16 protein-coding genes are annotated in these 16998 nt (G+C 65.1%); 5 read left to right on the top strand and 11 right to left on the bottom strand.

Translation table 11 applies throughout. From position 1 onward, the window contains the following. Nucleotides 1–7: 7 nt before the first annotated feature. Nucleotides 8–991 (top strand): malate dehydrogenase, encoded by a 984-nt coding sequence (locus DK874_RS01445; RefSeq protein WP_114312123.1) that lies wholly within the window; start codon nt 8–10, stop codon nt 989–991. Nucleotides 992–1029: 38 nt separating this feature from the next. Here DK874_RS01445 and DK874_RS01440 read toward each other — a convergent pair whose 3' ends face one another. Beyond that, nucleotides 1030–1494 carry a phosphoribosyltransferase gene (locus tag DK874_RS01440; RefSeq protein WP_114312120.1) on the bottom strand — a complete coding sequence of 155 codons (465 nt, stop codon included), beginning with the start codon at nt 1492–1494 and terminating at the stop codon, nt 1030–1032. Beyond that, nucleotides 1494–2711 (bottom strand): aspartate kinase, encoded by a 1218-nt coding sequence (locus tag DK874_RS01435; RefSeq protein ID WP_114312118.1) that lies wholly within the window; start codon nt 2709–2711, stop codon nt 1494–1496. Before DK874_RS01435 ends, DK874_RS01440 begins: the two co-directional genes overlap by 1 nt. 88 nt (nt 2712–2799) lie before the next feature. On the opposite strand from DK874_RS01435, the gene DK874_RS01430 reads away from it, so the two are divergent. Beyond that, a complete protein-coding gene (locus tag DK874_RS01430; RefSeq protein WP_114312115.1) occupies nt 2800–3930 on the top strand; it encodes a class I SAM-dependent methyltransferase in 1131 nt (376 codons plus the stop codon). A 24-nt stretch (nt 3931–3954) separates the two neighbouring features. Then, complete coding sequence (rpoD, locus tag DK874_RS01425; RefSeq protein ID WP_114312113.1) at nt 3955–5532, top strand: RNA polymerase sigma factor RpoD; 1578 nt, start codon at nt 3955–3957, stop codon at nt 5530–5532. Between the two features lie 3 nt (nt 5533–5535). Here the strand turns inward: rpoD and DK874_RS01420 are convergent, their stop codons facing one another. After that, on the bottom strand, nt 5536–6036 hold the full coding sequence (locus DK874_RS01420) for a 2'-5' RNA ligase family protein (protein ID WP_114312111.1): 501 nt from the start codon (nt 6034–6036) through the stop codon (nt 5536–5538). A 54-nt stretch (nt 6037–6090) separates the two neighbouring features. On the opposite strand from DK874_RS01420, the gene DK874_RS01415 reads away from it, so the two are divergent. Both DK874_RS01415 and ribF read left to right on the top strand, forming a co-directional pair. Next, a complete protein-coding gene (locus DK874_RS01415) occupies nt 6091–6579 on the top strand; it encodes an NUDIX domain-containing protein (protein ID WP_114312109.1) in 489 nt (162 codons plus the stop codon). Beyond that, entirely contained in the window at nt 6557–7441 is an 885-nt protein-coding gene (gene ribF, locus DK874_RS01410) for a riboflavin biosynthesis protein RibF (protein WP_114312106.1), read from the top strand. The genes DK874_RS01415 and ribF overlap by 23 nt, the downstream gene beginning before the upstream one ends. Before the next feature lie 76 nt (nt 7442–7517). Here ribF and gcvPB read toward each other — a convergent pair whose 3' ends face one another. From gcvPB to DK874_RS01370, 8 genes are all read right to left on the bottom strand, one after another. Beyond that, nucleotides 7518–8942, bottom strand: a complete 1425-nt coding sequence (gcvPB, locus tag DK874_RS01405) for an aminomethyl-transferring glycine dehydrogenase subunit GcvPB (RefSeq protein WP_114312103.1) — start codon at nt 8940–8942, stop codon at nt 7518–7520. Further along, complete coding sequence (gene gcvPA, locus DK874_RS01400; RefSeq protein ID WP_114312101.1) at nt 8939–10255, bottom strand: aminomethyl-transferring glycine dehydrogenase subunit GcvPA; 1317 nt, start codon at nt 10253–10255, stop codon at nt 8939–8941. The genes gcvPB and gcvPA overlap by 4 nt, the downstream gene beginning before the upstream one ends. Nucleotides 10256–10372: 117 nt before the next feature. Next, nucleotides 10373–10759 carry a glycine cleavage system protein GcvH gene (gene gcvH / locus DK874_RS01395; protein ID WP_114312099.1) on the bottom strand — a complete coding sequence of 129 codons (387 nt, stop codon included), beginning with the start codon at nt 10757–10759 and terminating at the stop codon, nt 10373–10375. A gap of 18 nt (nt 10760–10777) precedes the next feature. Then, a complete protein-coding gene (gene gcvT / locus DK874_RS01390; RefSeq protein ID WP_114312096.1) occupies nt 10778–11827 on the bottom strand; it encodes a glycine cleavage system aminomethyltransferase GcvT in 1050 nt (349 codons plus the stop codon). A gap of 15 nt (nt 11828–11842) precedes the next feature. Then, on the bottom strand, nt 11843–13597 hold the full coding sequence (locus DK874_RS01385) for an ATP-binding protein (RefSeq protein ID WP_240307576.1): 1755 nt from the start codon (nt 13595–13597) through the stop codon (nt 11843–11845). Further along, nucleotides 13594–14511, bottom strand: a complete 918-nt coding sequence (locus tag DK874_RS01380) for a DNA double-strand break repair nuclease NurA (RefSeq protein WP_114312095.1) — start codon at nt 14509–14511, stop codon at nt 13594–13596. Before DK874_RS01380 ends, DK874_RS01385 begins: the two co-directional genes overlap by 4 nt. Before the next feature lie 4 nt (nt 14512–14515). After that, nucleotides 14516–16246 (bottom strand): NAD-dependent malic enzyme, encoded by a 1731-nt coding sequence (locus tag DK874_RS01375; protein WP_114312093.1) that lies wholly within the window; start codon nt 16244–16246, stop codon nt 14516–14518. Nucleotides 16247–16349: 103 nt separating this feature from the next. Beyond that, nucleotides 16350–16998 (bottom strand): RNA-guided endonuclease InsQ/TnpB family protein (locus DK874_RS01370; RefSeq protein ID WP_240307575.1); only part of this gene is annotated, 649 nt, incomplete at its 5' end.

The raw sequence follows: 16998 nt of genomic DNA, 5'->3' as shown, positions 1-16998 counted from the left end.
GTACAGGATGAAAAGCCCCGTTCGTGTGGCGGTCACCGGCGCTGCAGGCCAGATCGGCTACAGCCTTCTTTTCCGCATCGCTGCAGGGGAGATGCTGGGAAAGGACCAGCCCGTGGTCCTGCAGCTTCTGGAGATCCCCCAGGCCCTGAGAGCCCTGGAAGGGGTCATCATGGAGCTGGAGGACTGCGCCTTCCCCCTCTTGGCGGGTATCGTGGCCACGGACGACCCCAGGGTGGCCTTTAAGGACGCCGACTACGCCCTTTTGGTGGGGGCGGCCCCCAGGAAGGCGGGCATGGAGCGCCGCGACCTCCTGGAGATGAACGGCAAGATCTTCACCGAGCAGGGCCGGGCCCTGGCCGAGGTGGCCAAGCGCCAGGTCAAGGTCCTGGTGGTGGGCAACCCTGCCAACACCAACGCCCTCATCGCCTACAAAAACGCAGAGGGCCTGGATCCCAGAAACTTTACCGCCATGACCCGGCTGGACCACAACCGGGCCAAGGCCCAGCTCTCCAAGAAAACCGGGGTCCCCGTGGACCGCATCCGCCGGATTGCCGTCTGGGGTAACCACTCCTCCACCATGTTCCCCGACCTCTTCCATGCGGAGGTGGACGGCAAACCCGCCTTGGAGCTGGTGGACATGGAGTGGTACGAAAAGGAGTTCATCCCCACCGTGGCCCAAAGGGGAGCGGCCATCATCCAGGCCCGGGGAGCCTCCAGCGCCGCCAGCGCCGCCAACGCCGCCATTGAGCACATCCGCGACTGGGCCCTGGGCACCCCTGAGGGGGACTGGGTTTCCATGGCGATCCCTTCCGACGGCTCCTACGGGGTTCCCGAGGAGATCGTCTACTCCTTCCCCGTCACCGCCAAGGATGGGAGGTACGAGATCGTCCGGGGTTTGGAGATAGGCGAGTTCGCCAGGAAGCGGATGGAGATCACCGCAAAGGAGCTTCTGGACGAGATGGAACAGGTAAAGGCTCTGGGGCTCATTTAGGGCCTTCGCACCCCACCCTGGCCCAAGGCCAGGGTGGCTTACCTTTTCATCCAGGCCTCCGGGGCCCAAGGGTAGACCACCCAGGCCTCCGTGGCACTGGCGTACACATCGGGTTGGTCCGGCACCTGGTTCCGGCCGGGCTTGAAGTGCAGGGTGGCCACCAGGGGAAACCCACCCGCCTGGCGGACCCGGGCTTTCACCGCAAAGGCGGTCCGCCCCGAGTCCCACACGTCATCCACCACCAAAACCCGCCTACCGAAGAGCAAAGGGTCTGGGGGAAACTGCAAGAAGACGGGCTCAGGTAGGGTTTCCTCCTCCTCGTAAAACATCACCGCCGCCGTGAGGATATCCCGCGCACTCAGGGCCTGGGCCAGAAGGGCCGTGGGGATGAGCCCGCCCCGGGCAATGCCCAGGATGAGGTCAAACTCCTCTTCCTGAAGCCTCCCGGCCAGATGGCGCACCAGGCGAAGGAGCTCCTCCCAGGAGAGGAAGAGCCTTTCCATCAGGGCCTATCCAGCTCAAAGGCCTGGTGCACCGCCCTTAGGGCCGCCTCCGCATACTGGGCGGGGATGATGACGGAGATGCGCACCTCGCTGGTGGCGATCATCTCGATGTTGGCCCCGGTGGAGGCCACCGCCTGGAACATCTTGGCGGGGATCTCCGGGGCCGAGGCCAAGCCCACCCCCACGATGGAGACCTTGGCGATGTCGGGGCGGAGAAGGGCCTCCCCCCCGATCTCGGCCAGGACAGGTTCCAGGGCCTCGAGGGCCTCCTGGGCGAAATCCTTCTTCACGGTAAAGGCCATCTGCTGCCGGGAAGGATCGTGCCCGGGAACCCCTTGGATGATCATGTCCACAGCGATACCCCGCTCCGCCAGAGCCTGGAAGACCTTGGCGGCGATCCCCGGCTGGTCGGGGATCCCAATAAGCCCAATCTGGGCGTGGTCCAGATCCAAGGCCGCACCCGTCACCACCTTGCCCATCTCCATGTTGACCTCCTTCACCAAGGTACCGGGGTTATAGGAGAAGCTGGAGCGCACGTGGAGCACCACCCCGTAACGCTTGGCATAGTACACCGCCCGGGGGTGGAGGACCCTGGCCCCCAGGGCGGCCATCTCCAGCATCTGGTCGTAGCCGATCACCTCCAGTTTTCGGGCCTCGGGGATCAGGTGGGGGTCGGTGGTGTAGACCCCTTCCGTGTCCGTGTAGATCTCGCACTCCTTGGCCCCCAGGGCAGCGGCGATGGCCACGGCGGTGGTGTCCGACCCTCCCCGGCCCAAGGTGGTGATCTCCCCCTCGGGGGTGGTGCCCATGAAGCCGGCGATCACCGCCACATACCCTCCTTCCAAAGCCTCCTGAATGCGGCTGGGGTTCACCTCGAGGATCCGGGCATCGCCAAAGCGCCCATCGGTGAGGATGCCGATCTGGTGTTGCACAAACCCCCTGGCCGGGATGCCCATGGCCCAGAGCTGCATGGAGAGGAGGGCCACGGAAACCTGCTCCCCGGTGGTGGTGAGGAGGTCCAGCTCCCGGAAGGGAGGTCTCGGGTTCACCCGCTTGGCCAAGGCGATGAGCTCGTCGGTGGTGTGGCCCATGGCGGAAACCACCACCGCCAGCCTATGCCCCTTCTCCCGGTAGTGGGCGATGCGCTGGGCCACCTTGTGGATGCGCTCCAGGTCGCCCACGGAGGTGCCGCCATATTTTTGCACGACCAGGGCCACGTCTGCCTCCTTGCCGCCATGGGGGCGGCTTGAAAAGGAATACTATCACATTTGCCCATCCACCCCAAGCCCCGTATCCTGGAGCATTGTGGGCCTGACCCTAGCCGAGTACCACCGCCTCACCCCCTTACCCCGGCCGGGAGGGGTGCTTTACGTGAAGCCAGGGGCCCGGGGATACCGGGACCCGGTCTATGAGCTCTTGCAAAAAGTGGTAACGCCTTACGGGGAAAGGGCCCTGGACCCCAACCCCGGGGTGGGTCTGGGAAGCCTTCCCCTGGAAGGCCGGATGGAGGTGGAAAGGCTGGAGACCTCTAAAGCCGCCTTCCGCTGCCTCGGGGCCAGCGGCCTAAGGGCCCACCTCGCCCCTCCATGGGAGGCGGAGGGGAACGCTTACCACCTGGTGGTCCTGGCCCTGCCCGCAGGCCGGGGCACCGCTTACGTAGAGGCCACCCTGGTGGCCGCAGCCCGCGCCTTACGGATGGGGGGGCGGGTGTATCTGGCCGGGGATAAGAACAAGGGGTTCGAGCGCTACTTTAAGGAGGCCCAGGCCCTCTTGGGCTACGGCAAGGTGCTGAAGCGGGAAGGCCCGGTGCGGGTGGCCCTTCTGGAAAAGGAAAGGGAAGCCCCACCCCTACCCGCCCTCTGGCACCGCTTCCAGGCCACGCTTCTTGGGGAGTCCTTCACCTTCTTCCACCTCCCTGGGGTCTTTTCCGCCGGGAAGGTGGACAAGGCCTCGGCGCTTCTTCTGGAGGCCCTGGTGGGGGAGATGGGCCGGGAAGGCGTCCGGGGAAAGCGCATCCTGGACCTGGGGGCAGGCTACGGGGCCCTCACCCTGCCCTTGGCCCACATGGGCGGGGAGGTGACGGCCTTGGAGGACGACCTGGTCTCGGTCCTTTCCTTGAAAAAGAGCCTGCTGGAGAACCGGCTCACCGCCCGGGTGCTCCACTCCGATGTGGACGAGGCCTTGACAGAAGGCGAGGCCTTTGACATCATAGTTACGAACCCCCCTTTTCACGTGGGGGGAGCGGTTATCCTGGATGTGGCCCAGGCCTTCGTGGAAGCGGCGGCGGCCCGGCTAAAGCCGGGCGGTGGGTTTTTCCTGGTGGCCAACCCCTTTCTCAAGTATGAGCCCCTACTGGAGGAGCGCTTTGGCGCTTTTAGGACGCTTTTGGTGAGGGAGTACAAGGTGCTTTTCGCCGAGAAGGCCAAACGGGGATAGAAGCCCTAAAGAGGGAGGTCCGCGTTGAAGAAGACCAAGAACAAGGCGAAGCAGGTGACCGCTGGGGAAGAGGAAAGGATGTCCGTCCAAACCCAAGAACCCACCAACGCCCTGGAGGGATCCCCCAAGGCCTCCCCGGCCAAGGTGAGCCCTGGAGGGGCCGTCTCAAAAAAGCGGGGGAAAACCCCTCCCCAGGAGGAAGTCGCTCCCGAGGAGATGGCCCCTGCTGCCCAGGATCCCCAGAGGAGCCCTCTGGAAGAAGGCCTGGAGGAACCCCAGCTCGAGGCGGGTCAGCCCCAAGGGGGCTATCTTGGTCAGCCCCAAGGGGGCTATCTTGGTCAGCCTCAAGGAGGCTATCTTGGTCAGCCCCAAGGGGGCTATCTTGAGGAGCCCGACCTCGCCCCCGAGATCTTCCTGGAGGAGCCCCTGGACCCCATGGGGGAGGAGGGCTTCCTGGAGGCCGACGACCTTCTTCTCCCCGAGGAAGGGCCTTCCCCGGACTACCTGGGCGAGGAGCTCTTTGAGGAAGAGGAGGAGCTGGCCCTCCCCAAGGTTTCCACCTCCGATCCCGTGCGCCAGTACCTGCACGAGATCGGCCAGGTTCCCCTCCTCACCTTGGAGGAGGAGATCGAGCTGGCCCGCAAGGTGGAGGAGGGCATGGAGGCCATTAAAAAGCTCTCCGAGGCCACGGGCCTGGATCAGGATTTAATCCGCGAGGTGGTGCGGGCCAAGATCCTGGGCTCCGCCCGCATCAGCCAGATCCCCGGCCTAAAGGAGAAACTGGACCCCAAGACGGTGGAGGAGATCGACGGGAAGCTCAAAAGCCTCCCCAAGGAGCTTAAGCGCTACCTGCACCTCGCCCGCGAGGGGGAGGCTGCCCGCCAGCACCTCATAGAGGCCAACCTGAGGCTGGTGGTTTCCATCGCCAAGAAATACACGGGCCGGGGGCTTTCCTTCCTGGATCTTATCCAGGAGGGTAACCAGGGGCTCATCCGAGCAGTGGAGAAGTTTGAGTACAAGCGGCGCTTCAAGTTCTCCACCTACGCCACCTGGTGGATCCGCCAGGCCATCAACCGGGCCATCGCCGACCAGGCCCGCACCATCCGCATCCCCGTCCACATGGTGGAGACCATCAACAAGCTCTCCCGCACCGCCCGCACCCTGCAGCAGGAGCTGGGGCGGGAACCCACCTACGAGGAGATCGCCGAGGCCATGGGCCCGGGCTGGGACGCCAAGCGGGTGGAGGAAACCCTGAAGATCGCCCAGGAACCGGTTTCCCTGGAAACCCCCATCGGGGACGAAAAGGACAGCTTCTACGGGGACTTTATCCCCGACGAGAACCTCCCCTCCCCCGTGGACGCCGCCGCCCAGAGCCTTCTGGCCGAGGAGTTGGAAAAGGCCCTCTCCAAGCTTTCTGAGCGGGAGGCCATGGTGCTGAAGCTACGCAAAGGCCTTATCGACGGGCGGGAGCACACCCTCGAGGAGGTGGGGGCCTACTTTGGGGTCACCCGGGAGCGCATCCGCCAGATCGAGAACAAGGCCCTGAGAAAGCTCAAGTACCACGAGTCCCGCACCCGTAAGCTTCGGGACTTCCTGGACTAGCCCTCACCCGGTACCCAGGGGAAAGCGGGCCACCTCCAAGAGGTGGCCCTCGTTTTCGTCCCGCACCAGGGCCACCTCCCTCACCATGAAGGAGCGCCGGGGTGGGGGCGGAAGGCTTTGGACGAGCCCCTTAGCCTCCTCTTGGGTAAGCCCCAGGGCCAGGGTAAGGTGGGGTAGGTAGCTGGGGCCTTCAATCTCCTTAAGGGGCGGGGCCAAGGGCTCCAAGGCATGGTAGAGCCGCCGGAAAGGCGTACCCCCGTAGGCCCTCAGGTAGACCACCCCTTGGGGGAAATAGCCCCAGCTCCCCAGGCGCAGGCGAAAGGGAGCATGCCCCCGGAGGATGCCCGAAAGGGCGATCTTCAACGCCTCCTCCTCGTAGGGCCAGTCAAAGGGCTGGCGCAGGTTGAGGTGAGGAGGGCCAAATCCCCTCACCCCGTACTGGGCCTGCAGGCCTTCCAGAAAACCCTTCAGGTCTTCCGGCGGCCACACCAGCACCCCATACATGCCGCCCAGTATACCCGGCGCCTGGAAAACCCGCCTTTCCCGTAACATAAGGGCGTGAGCCGCACCTACCTCTACCGGGGCCGCATCCTGAACCTGGCCTTGGAAGGCCACTACGAGATCGTGGAACACAAACCGGCGGTGGCCGTCATCGCCATAAAGGACGGCAAAATGCTCTTCGTGCGCCAGCCGAGGCCGGCGGTGGGCCTGGCTCCCCTGGAGATCCCCGCAGGGCTTATAGAACCAGGAGAGGACCCCCTGGAGGCCGCAAGGCGGGAGCTGGCCGAGGAAACGGGCCTTGCGGGCGACCTCACCTACCTTTTCAGCTACTACGTCTCCCCTGGCTTCACCGACGAGAAAACCCATGTCTTTCTGGCCAAACACCTAAGGGAGGCACCCGCCATCCCCGACGAGGACGAGGCGATAGAGGTGGTCTGGCTGGAGCCCGAAAAGGCCTTAGAGATGCACCATAAAGGCGAGGTGGAGTTTTCCGCCACCGGTCTGGTGGGCGTGCTTTACTACCATGCTTTTCTCCGAGGTCGCTGACGTTCCCAAGGGGGCCAAGGTGGTGGCGGTGGGCTCCTTCGACGGGGTGCACCTGGGCCATCAACACCTTCTCCACCAGGCCCTGGCCGAGGCCAAAAGCCTCCACCAGCCCCTTCTGGTCTACACCTTTGACCCCCCCACCAAGGTATTCACCCGGGGAGAAGGGTTCCTGATGGACCTTACGGAAAAGGTGGAGGCCCTAAGGGCTCTTGGGGTGGAGCTCATCCTGGCGGTAGCCTTCAACGAAACCTTCGCCCAGAGGGAGGCGAAGGAGTTCCTGGAGGACCTAAGGCGGCTTGGAGCCAGCCGCATCTACGTGGGGGAAGACTTCCGTTTTGGCAAGGGAAGGGCCGGGGGACCCGAGGACTTGGCCCGGGTGGCCCCGGTGCGCACGGTTCCCCTCCTGACCCTGGGAGGGGAGCCGGTGAAAAGTAGCCGCATCCGCGCCCTTTTGCAAGAGGGCCGGGTGGAGGAGGCCCGCCACCTTTTGGGCCGGCCCTATGGGGCTTACGGGGTGGTGGTGGAAGGGGAAAAGCTGGGGAGGAAGCTGGGCTTTCCCACCGCCAACCTGGCCGTCCACCCCCAGAAGGTCCTTCCCCCCGGGGTATTTGCCGTGGAGGCCCAAGGAGCCTTTGGCCGCTACAAGGGGGTGGCCAACGTGGGCACGAGGCCCACCTTGGATGGCAACGAACGGCGCCTCGAGGTCCACCTCCTGGGCTTTACCGGGGAGCTTTACGGGGAGGAGATGCGCATCGCCTTTCTAAAGCGCCTGCGGGAGGAACGGCGCTTCCCTAACTTGGAAGGGTTAAAGGCCCAGATCGCCAGGGACGTAGCCGCCGCCCGGGCCTACTTTGGGCTGTGAATGGGGGGCCAACTGAAGCTGGCATGGCCCCTTAAAAGGGGGCAGGGAGAGGCACAGATCCCCTCCCCTATTGCCCTTACCCTCTGTCAAAGTACGTAAGCTTGGGGTGCTTGTTGGCCCGCACCTCGTCCAGCCGCCGCACCGGGGTGGTGTAGGGGGCCCCTTCCAGCCACTCCTTGGGCTTTTGCAAAAGCTCCCCCATGGCCTCGGCGAAGGCCTCGAGGGTCTCCTTGGCCTCGGTTTCCGTGGGCTCCACCATCAGGGCCTCCTTGACGATGAGGGGGAAGTACACCGTGGGCGGGTGGAAGCCCAGCTCCAAAAGCCCCTTGGCCAGGTCCAGGGTGCGGAAACCCTGGGGGGGCTGGGCCACGAACTCGTGCATGCAAGGCCCATCGTAGGGGATGCGGTAGCCCCTTTCCTTGAGGAGTTCCTTCAGGTAGCGGGCGTTCAGCACGGAGAGGGCCGCAGCCTTCTTAAGCCCCTCCAGGCCCAGGGTGCGGATGTAGGCCCAGGCCCGCACCAAGGCCAGGAAGTTGCCATAGAAGCTCCGCACCCGGCCGATGCTCTTGGGGAGGTCAAAGTTCAGGTGGAAGCCCTCCTCCCCCCGCTCCACCGTGGGCACGGGGAGATAGGGGGCCAGGTGGGCCTTCACCCCCACGGGCCCGGAACCGGGGCCGCCTCCCCCATGGGGCACGGTGAAGGTTTTGTGCAGGTTCAGGTGCACCACGTCAAAGCCCATGTCCCCCGGCCGGGCCCAGCCCATGATGGCGTTGAGGTTGGCCCCGTCGTAGTAAAGCTGCACCCCCGCCTCCTTGCTCAGGCGGGAGATCTCCAGGATCCGCCTTTCAAAGAGGCCTAAGGTGTTGGGATTGGTGAGCATGATGGCGGCCACGTGGGGGCCCAGCTCCCGCTTAAGGGCCTCGAGGTCCACCTCCCCATCCGGCCCTGAGGGCACCTCCCTCACCTGGTAGCCCGCCATGCTGGCGGTGGCGGGGTTGGAGCCGTGGGCGGAGTCCGGCACCAACACCACCCGCCTCTCCTTCCCCTCCCCCCGGTCCTGGTGGTAGGCGCGGATGATGAGGATGCCGGTGAGCTCCCCGTGGGCCCCAGCGGCCGGCTCCAGGGTGATGGCGTCCATGCCGGTGAGGGCCTTCAGGTACTCCGAAAGCTGCCACATGAGCTCCAGGGCTCCTTGGACGGTCTTGGGATCCTGGTAGGGGTGCAGGTCGGCGAAAAGCCGCACCGCCTCCTCATGGAGCTTGGGGTTGTACTTCATGGTGCAGCTGCCCAAGGGGTAGAAGGTGGTGTCCACCCCCACCTGGCGGCGGGAAAGCCCCGTGTAGTGGCGCACCAAGGTGAGCTCGTCCACCTCGGGAAGCCGGGGTGGGTCCTTGCGCAAGAACCCCTCCGGGATGTAGCGGCTGGCCTCGGGAACCTCCTTTACCAGCCTTAGGCCCCGCCTCCCCTTCCGGCTCCTCTCAAAGATCAAGGGGTAGCTCATGCCAGCACCTCCCGCATGGCCTCCTGTAGGGCCATAAGGTCCTCCTCCCGGTGAAGTTCTGTGGCGGCGAAAAGGGCCAGGTTCTCCCCATACTCCCTGGGCACCGGGGTGGCGGCGTGGAAGCCCCGCGCCGCCAGGGCTTTTCGCACCGCCTGGGGATCCCAGGGAAGCCTGAGGACGAACTCGTTGAAAAAGGGCTTCGGGGTAAAAGGCTCCACCCCGGGGATCTCCAAGAGGAGTTCCCAAAGGCGGTGGGCCATGGCCACGCCCTTTAGGGCCACCTCCTTAAGGCCTTCTGGCCCCAAGGCCGCCAGGTACATGGCTCCCATGAGGGCGGTGAGCTGGGCGTTGGTGGTGATGTTGCTCTTGGCCTTGGCCCGGCGGATGTACTGCTCCCGCGCCTGCAGGGTGAGGATGTAACCCCGCCTGCCCTCGGCGTCCACGGTTTCCGAAACCAGCCTGCCGGGAAGCTGGCGCACGAAGGCCTTCCTGGTGGCCAGGTAGCCGAAGTGGGGCCCGCCAAACCCCATGGGCAGGCCCAGGGTCTGGCCATCCCCCACGGCGATGTCCGCCCCGTAGGCCCCAGGAGGCTCCAGCACCCCCAGGGAAAGGGGGTCGGCCACCGCCACAAACAAGGCCCCTGCGCCGTGGGCCGCCTCGGCCAGGGGGGCGAGGTCCTCCAGGGCGCCCAGGTAGTTGGGGTTTTGCGCCACCACCGCCCCCGTGCCCTCGGGTATCTCCCTTAAGGGCGTACGGCCCTCCCGCAAAGGCCAGGTAAGAAGCTCCGCCCCTATGGCGTCCAGGTAGCTTTGCAGGACCTCCCGGTACTCGGGATGCACCCCTTGGGAAACCACCACCCGCATCCTCCCCGTTTCCCTAAGGGCCAAAAGGACCCCTTCCGCCAAGGCGGTGGCCCCGTCGTACATGGAGGCGTTGGCCACCTCGAGGCCCGCAAGCTCCGCCACCATGGTCTGGTACTCAAAGGTGGCCTGCAAAACCCCCTGGCTTACCTCCGGCTGGTAAGGGGTGTAGGCGGTCAAAAACTCTCCCCGGCCCGCCAGGGCCTGGACCACGGGCGGGGTGTGGTGGCTTCGTATCCCCCCTCCCAAAAAGGCCTTGAAGGCGGGCTTGTTTTTCGCCGCAAGCCGCTTGAGCTCCTCCAGCACCGCCCACTCGGGTAAGGGCTCGGGCAGGGAAATCCCGGGGTTTAGAACCTCCTCCGGCAGGTGCCGAAAGAGGTCCTCGAGGCTTCCCGCCCCCACCCGTTCCAGCATGGCCTGGATCTCCTCCTCGGTATGGGGCGTGTAGTCCATAGGTCCATCCTTAAACAAAACCCCCGGGCCATTTGACCCGGGGCCACAGAAGGGCTTTGCCGCCCGGCTAAGGACATCCGGGCACCCCAAAGCCCACAGCTCGCCATACCGGCCGCCTTACGCCTCGCTTTCCAGGACCTCCTGGTAGCCAGCGGCATCCAGAAGGTCGTCCAGGTGCCCCATGTCCAGGGGACGGAGGCGAAAGATCCAACCTTCCCCATAAGGGTCCTGGTTGATAAGCTCCGGGGTCTTCTCCAAGGCGGCGTTCACCTCCACCACCTCCCCAGCCACCGGGGCATAGATGTCGGAGGCGGTCTTCACACTCTCCACCACGGCCACCGCCTCCCCCTTCTCCACCCTGCGCCCCACCTCGGGGAGCTCCACGTAGACCACGTCCCCCAAAGCATCCTGGGCGTAGTCGGTGATGCCCACTAAAACCGTATCCCCTTCGGGCAGGGCCCACTCGTGGGTCTTGGTGTAAAAGCGGTCCTTGGGTATGTCCATAGCGCCTCCTAACCCCCGCTATTTTAGCGGTACAAAGGGCAAAGGGCTAAGGGAAGCCCCCGCCTTGCGCCCCCTTACCTCCACCACAAAAGGTCCCTCCGCCTCCTTCTCCACATAGGCCAGGGCGATGCCCTTCTCCAATAGGGGAGAATAACCCCCGCTGGTCACCCAGCCCACCGCCCGGTCGCCGGAGTACACCCTATACCCCTCCCGGGGAATCCCCACCTCCAACACCAGGCCGATGAGCTTATCCGCGCACGGCGTGGCCAGCATGGCCTCCTTGCCGTGGAAATCCTTCTCCCTCTTCACCACCCAGGCCCAGGGGGTGCACAGGGGGTTGACGGCGTCGGTGAGCTCGTGGCCGTAAAGGGGAAAGCCAGCTTCCAAGCGCAGGGTATCCCGGGCCCCTAGGCCTGCGGGTTTGGCCCCTGCCGCCAAGAGGGCCTCAAAGACCACTTCGGCATCCCCCGGGGCCAGGAACAGCTCAAAGCCATCCTCCCCCGTGTACCCGGTCCGGGCCAGGCGGGCGGGCCGGCCCGCCACCTGGGCGCGAAACACGTCGTTCTTCTTCCTTTGGGAAAGGTCGGCATCGGTCAACCCCTGGAGGAGGGAGGCCGCCTTAGGCCCCTGGAGGGCCAGAAGGGCGGTTTCCTCCGAGACGTCGGTGAGCTCCACGGAATAGCCCCGGGCAAGCTCCTGCAGGTGGGCAAAGTCCTTGGCGATGTTGGCGGCGTTCACCACCATGAGGTACTCCTCCTCCGCCAGACGGTACAGGTAGACGTCGTCCACCACCCCCCCTTGGGCGTTGGCAAGCATGGAGTACTGGGCCCGGCCCACCTTGAGCCTGGCGGTGTCGTTAACCGTGGCCCACTGCAAAAAGGCCAGGGCCCCAGGGCCCCTGATGAGGAACTCCCCCATGTGGCTCACGTCGAAAAGCCCGGCCCCCCGGCGCACGAAGAGGTGCTCCTCCACGATGGAGGTGTACTGCAAGGGCAAAGCGTAGCCGGCAAACTCCACCATCCGCCCCCCGTGGCGCAGGTGGGCTTGATACAGCGGGGTCTCCTTCATGGCAGCCCCATCCTACTAGAAGAACTCCCTCCTCAAGGCCTCGGCGGAGTTGTCCTCCAGGACCTCCTCCCGCTTGGTGGCCCAAGCCGGGAAGGGAAAGCGCACCAAAAGGGGCACGGGGATCTCCGGCTGGTGCAGGATCACCATCCCCTGGGGCAGGATCAGGGCCCGTTGGCGGAAGGAGGTGGGGAGGTAGCGGTACTCGGGCCGCTCGGCCTCGGCGGCATCCAGCCGGCCCACCACCCGGATGGCGGCGTTGCCCACCACCCTCCTTTCCACCTCGCTGGCGGTCTGCTGGGCCCCGATGAGGATCACCCCTAAGGAGCGGCCCCGTTCGGCAATGTCCAGGAGCACGTCCTTGATGGGGCTCTCCTCGTCCCGGGGAGCGTACTTGTTGAGCTCGTCCAAGACCACGAAGACCCGCCCCCGGTACTGGCCCCGCTCCTTCTTGGCGAAGAGGTCGGAAAGGAGGCTACCCACCACGAACATCTGGCCCTGGGGGGAGAGCTTGGCCAGGTCCACCACGTGCACCTGATGGCCACCCGCAAGGGGGTCCGGGGGGTTGCCCTGGCGGTCTCCCCGGATCAGGTGGCCCAGGTTCTCCACGCTGGAGCGGAGGCGGCGCACGAAGGCCTCCAGGGTCCCCCGGGCCTGGCGGGCCACCCAGGCCTTGTCCCCCTCCCCTTCCCCCGTTTCCGGCCCCAGAAGCTTGTACTCCAGGTAGCTGACCAGGTCGGCGAAGCTTTTCAACCGCACCCGGCCCAGGTCGTCAAAGGCGACCTCTTCGGGAAGCTCCCCTCCGGGCCAGTCCGAAACCAGGAGGTGGGGGCCCTTCTGCCCCTCCGCAAGCCGCCTCAGCTTTTCCGTCACGTGGACGATGAGGTAGCCCAGGTTGCTCATCCCCCCTCGGTCGGCGAAGAGGAAGGGGAGAAGCCCCTTCTGGGCAAACTGCACCAGGTCCCAGTAGTAGGCCTTCACCCCCTCCAGCCGGGTTTCCACGTCGGGAAGGATCCCCTCCTTCCCCTTCTTGGGCGGGGCCAGGAAGGCCACGCTCTTAAAGGGCCCCGGGTCAAGGCCCAGCTTCTCGTAATCCCTTTTGGCCTCCTGGGAAAGGCGCAGGTTGGGCTTGTCCAGGAAGAGGAGGTCCTCCCCCTTCACGTTGAAAAGGAGGACCCGGGCCTGGTGGGCGTCCTCGAGGACCCCGCTTTCCAGGAGGCTCTTCAGGAGGAAGGTGGCGTAGCTGGTCTTGGCCGCCACCCCGCTGATCCCCGAGATGTTGACATGCCCCCCCTTGACCCCGTTCAAAAACTCCAGGTTGAGGTAGGCCACCTCCCCGTTTTTCAGAAACCCTGCGGGAAGCTTGGTGCTCCCCCTTTGGTTTTTCATGGCCTCGTAGTAGAGGGCCAGCTCCAGGTCCTCCCCTTGGGCCAGGTAGACGGCAGAACCTGGGTCTGGGGGGAAAAACTCCTCGGGCACGATGCGGGTCACGCTCACATGGGCCACATAGGCCAGGCTCACAGGGATCTTCCCCTCCACCGCCAAGAAGGTGTCGGTGTCATAGCTTTCCCCCTCATGGGCCTTGGCCACGTGGTCCACCATGCCGAAGTAGCGCACCTTGCCCACCTTAGGGTGGTAGCTCTCCACCACCACCAGGTCGTCCAGGCGCAGAAGGCCTTCCCCCTCCACCCCCACCCAGAACTCCAAAGGGGTGGCCTCCCGCCGACCCAGCACCACCCCGATCCGTTGCCCGTTTTCCGGCCCACCCATCATCCACCTCCCAGATACCGGGCCAGGATGCGGCCCACCAGATCCCGGCTTCCCATCCTACGGGATAGCTCCCGTTCCAAGCTTCCCACGGGCAAGAGGTTCTGGGGGGCCCGGGGGTCTTTAACCGGATGGGAGGCCAGGGCCGGGAAAAGGCTCAGGGAGAGGTCCGCCAGGCCCTTGGCCTCCGGAGAAAGGGGGGTTTCCACCCGCAGGAGGCCGCTTTCGGGGGGCCGCACCCCCTCGGGGGGAAGGGGCAGGCGCAGGTACCAGCTGGCCAGCTCCTGCCCCCCTCGGCGCACCCGGAAGATGGGGGTGCGCTCCCCAGGCTTTAGGGCATAGAGGAGGGTCTCCTTGTCCATAGGGAGGTAGCGGGCCCAGTGGGTTTTGATGTAGCCCAGGACCGGACCCTGGCGCTTAAGGCGCACCGGGCCATCCACGATGAGGAGGCCCCCCTCAAGGCCTTTGGCCAGGTCCTCTTCCAAGAGGGCCCGGGCCTTCGCCAAGCCCTCCTGCAAGGCCGTGGGGGAAAGGGGTTCCCCACCCCCTTCCAGGGGCAAGGGTTCGTACACCAACTCCCCTAGGCCCAAGGGTTCCCGAAGCCCCACCCCTACCCGGCGCACCCGAGGTTGCAAAAGGCGCATTCCGCCCCCCGCAAACGCCACCGCCCCGGCGGCCACACACCCCAAGAGCACCAGCCTCCTGCCATCGGAGATCAGGGCCTCGGCCCGCTCCCGCCCATCCACGAAGTAAAGGGGCTCTGGCCAGGGCACGGGCGGGGCCCCCTTGGCCTCCCAAGGCTCCTCCAAAGGGTGGAAGGGGTAGCTCCCCCCGGGAGCCTGGAGGTTGGGCGGGTCCTCGCCTAGCCCCGCCAAGGCCTCCCAGCGAAGGGGTTCTAAGGAGTAGAGCCGCCAGGCCATGCCCCTAGATTACCGGGGCCGGGCGGTAGGGGAGGTATCTTGGCTCCCAGAAGCGGCTGCGCACGAACTCCATAAGCCCCTTGAAGGAGAGGCCCTTTACCCGTTCCTCCTCCGCCACGCCCTCCTCGAGGGCCTTCTGCATCACCCGGGCCGCCACATAAGGGGAAACCTCCCTCAGCCGGGAAACCGGAGGGTAAAGAAGCTCGGGGAAATGGCCTTGCGTGTAGTCATAGAGGGCGTAGGCCGCCTCCAGCACCATCCCGTCCGTCACCTCCCGGGCCCGGGCCAAAACCGCCCCCAGGCCGAGGCCAGGGAAGATGAAGGCGTTGTTCCCCTGGCCGATGGGAATGGTCCTACCCATGTAGCCCACCGGGGGGAAGGGGCTACCCGCCGCCACCAACGCCCTTCCTTCCGTCCAGTAGATGAGGTCATCGGGCAGGGCCTCGGAAGCGGAGGTGGGGTTGGAAAGGGGGAAGATGATGGGCCTAGGGGTATTCTCCAGCATGGCCTTGACCACGGGCTCGGTAAAACTTCCCCCCTGGCCGGAAAGGCCCAGGAGGACCGTGGCCCGGGCATTCTGAATGGTTTCCAATAGATTTGGGTAGGACCCGGAAAACCGCCAGCCGGCGATCCGGTCAGGCCTTTGGGCGTAGGGGGCTTTGTAGCCTTCCATGCTCCGCCCTTCCACCAAGAGCCCCTTAGAGTCCAGGACCAGCACCCGCTCCCGGGCCTCCTCCTGGGAAAGGCCTTCCCGCTTCAGGCCCTCCCTTAAGGCCCAGGCCACCCCAATCCCCCCGGCCCCAGCCCCGTAGATGACGATGGTCTGCTCTGAAAGCTTCTCCCCCTTCAGACGGCAGGCGGAAAGCACCCCCGCCAGGGCCACCGCCCCCGTGCCCTGGATGTCGTCGTTGAAGGAGGGCACCACCTTGCGGTAACGCTCCAGCACGTGGAAGGCCGCTTCCTTGGCGAAGTCCTCCCACTGGATGAGGGCCTTGGGGTAGCGCCTGCGCACCGCCTCCACGAAGCGGTCCAGGAAGCGGTAGTACTCCTCCCCCCTTAGGCGCTTGTGCCGCACCCCCAGGTAAAGGGGGTCCTTGAGGAGGTCCTCCCGGTCCGTGCCCACGTCCAGCTCCACGGGAAGGGTTTTATCCGGACCCACACCCCCGGCGGCGGTGTAGAGGGTGAGCTTTCCGATGGAGATGGCCATGCCCCCATACCCCTGGTCCCCAATGCCCAGGATAGCGGAGGAGTCCGTGGCCACGATGAGGCGGACCTCCTCCAAGGGCACGTTGGCCAGGGCCTGGTCTATGAAGTCAATGTTGCGGGTGCTGGCGGTGAAGCCCCGGGGATACCGGTAGATGTGGGAAAACTCCCGCACCGCCTCCCCCACCGTGGGGGTGTAGAGGATGGGGAGCATCTCCTCCAGGTGGTCCACCAACAGGGCATAGAAGAGGACCTCGTTGCGGTCCTGGAGGTGGCGCAGGTAGATGTGCTTTTCCAAAGGGCTTTGGATAAGGCGGTAGCGGCGGTAGACCCGCTCCTTTTGCTCCTCCAGGGTGTTCACATGGGGGGGAAGGAGGCCCTCGAGGCCCAGGGCTCTTCGCTCCTCCTCGGTGAAGGCCGTGCCCTTGTTGAGCAGGGGAAGCCTAAGGAGAAGAAAACCGGAGACATAGGGCTCCAGGTACCGCTCGCCTCGTTCGTCCCGTTTGACGTCGTAATAGCGGCTAACCGGCATAGCCCTATTCTTCCACCGCCAAGGCGGCAAGGCTAGGGTGTGTGTAGGAACGTCGTGACGACTCCCCACTCTGAAGAGCGGGGCTTCGCGGTTCTAGGTAGTACTACCTATCCCCGCAGGCTCCGGCAAGATAGCCCTGCGGGCTGACCCAAGCCCTAGCCAAGATGTTGATGGCGGCCGCTACATCCCGATGCTGGTGGGTACCGCATTGGGGGCAGGTGTACTCCCGCACCCAAAGCGGTCGCCTCTCCCTGTAGCCGCACACCGGACAGTCTTGGCTTGTGTGTTTGGGGTCTACCCCCACAACCCGCCTACCAGCCTCCGCCGCTTTGTAGGCGAGGATCCGGAGAAACTGCGCCCAGCCCGCATCCATCACTCCCTTGGCAACATAGGAGCGGGCCAGGCCAAGGATGTTCAGGTCTTCGTGGACGATGATTCCATAGTTGTTGACCAGCCTCCTTGCCGTCTTATGGTGGAAGTCTTTACGTTGGTTGGCGATTTTGCGGTGGAGTTTGGCAACCCGCCTTCTGGCCTGCTTGTAGCGATAGCTTCCCTTCTTCTTTCCGCAGAGCTCCCTTTGAGCTTTGGCAAGCCTCTCCTCTGCCTTCTGGAAGTACCGGGGAGCCTCCACCGTTTCCCCATCCGAGGTGATGAGGAAGTGGGGGTTGGTGCCCAGGTCTATGCCTACCGCTTTGTCGCTTGGGGGAAGGGGTTGGGACTGCACCTCGCAGGTGAAGACGATGTACCAATGC

Origin of the sequence: Thermus caldifontis, from assembly GCF_003336745.1 — a bacterium.
GTDB lineage: Bacteria > Deinococcota > Deinococci > Deinococcales > Thermaceae > Thermus > Thermus caldifontis.
Note: the sequence above shows the minus strand (reverse complement) of the source record. Positions and strands in the feature narration are given on the sequence as shown.

What these genes read in the sequence shown, in the direction of transcription:
- DK874_RS01385 (WP_240307576.1), bottom strand. Translation starts at nt 13,597, where the DNA reads ATGATGGGTGGGCCGGAAAACGGGCAACGGATCGGGGTGGTGCTGGGT.
- gcvH (WP_114312099.1), bottom strand. Translation starts at nt 10,759, where the DNA reads ATGGACATACCCAAGGACCGCTTTTACACCAAGACCCACGAGTGGGCC.
- DK874_RS01375 (WP_114312093.1), bottom strand. Translation starts at nt 16,246, where the DNA reads ATGCCGGTTAGCCGCTATTACGACGTCAAACGGGACGAACGAGGCGAG.
- gcvPA (WP_114312101.1), bottom strand. Translation starts at nt 10,255, where the DNA reads ATGGACTACACGCCCCATACCGAGGAGGAGATCCAGGCCATGCTGGAA.
- gcvPB (WP_114312103.1), bottom strand. Translation starts at nt 8,942, where the DNA reads ATGAGCTACCCCTTGATCTTTGAGAGGAGCCGGAAGGGGAGGCGGGGC.
- DK874_RS01380 (WP_114312095.1), bottom strand. Translation starts at nt 14,511, where the DNA reads ATGGCCTGGCGGCTCTACTCCTTAGAACCCCTTCGCTGGGAGGCCTTG.
- DK874_RS01440 (WP_114312120.1), bottom strand. Translation starts at nt 1,494, where the DNA reads ATGGAAAGGCTCTTCCTCTCCTGGGAGGAGCTCCTTCGCCTGGTGCGC.
- DK874_RS01445 (WP_114312123.1), top strand. Translation starts at nt 8, where the DNA reads ATGAAAAGCCCCGTTCGTGTGGCGGTCACCGGCGCTGCAGGCCAGATC.
- gcvT (WP_114312096.1), bottom strand. Translation starts at nt 11,827, where the DNA reads ATGAAGGAGACCCCGCTGTATCAAGCCCACCTGCGCCACGGGGGGCGG.
- ribF (WP_114312106.1), top strand. Translation starts at nt 6,557, where the DNA reads ATGCTTTTCTCCGAGGTCGCTGACGTTCCCAAGGGGGCCAAGGTGGTG.
- DK874_RS01420 (WP_114312111.1), bottom strand. Translation starts at nt 6,036, where the DNA reads ATGTATGGGGTGCTGGTGTGGCCGCCGGAAGACCTGAAGGGTTTTCTG.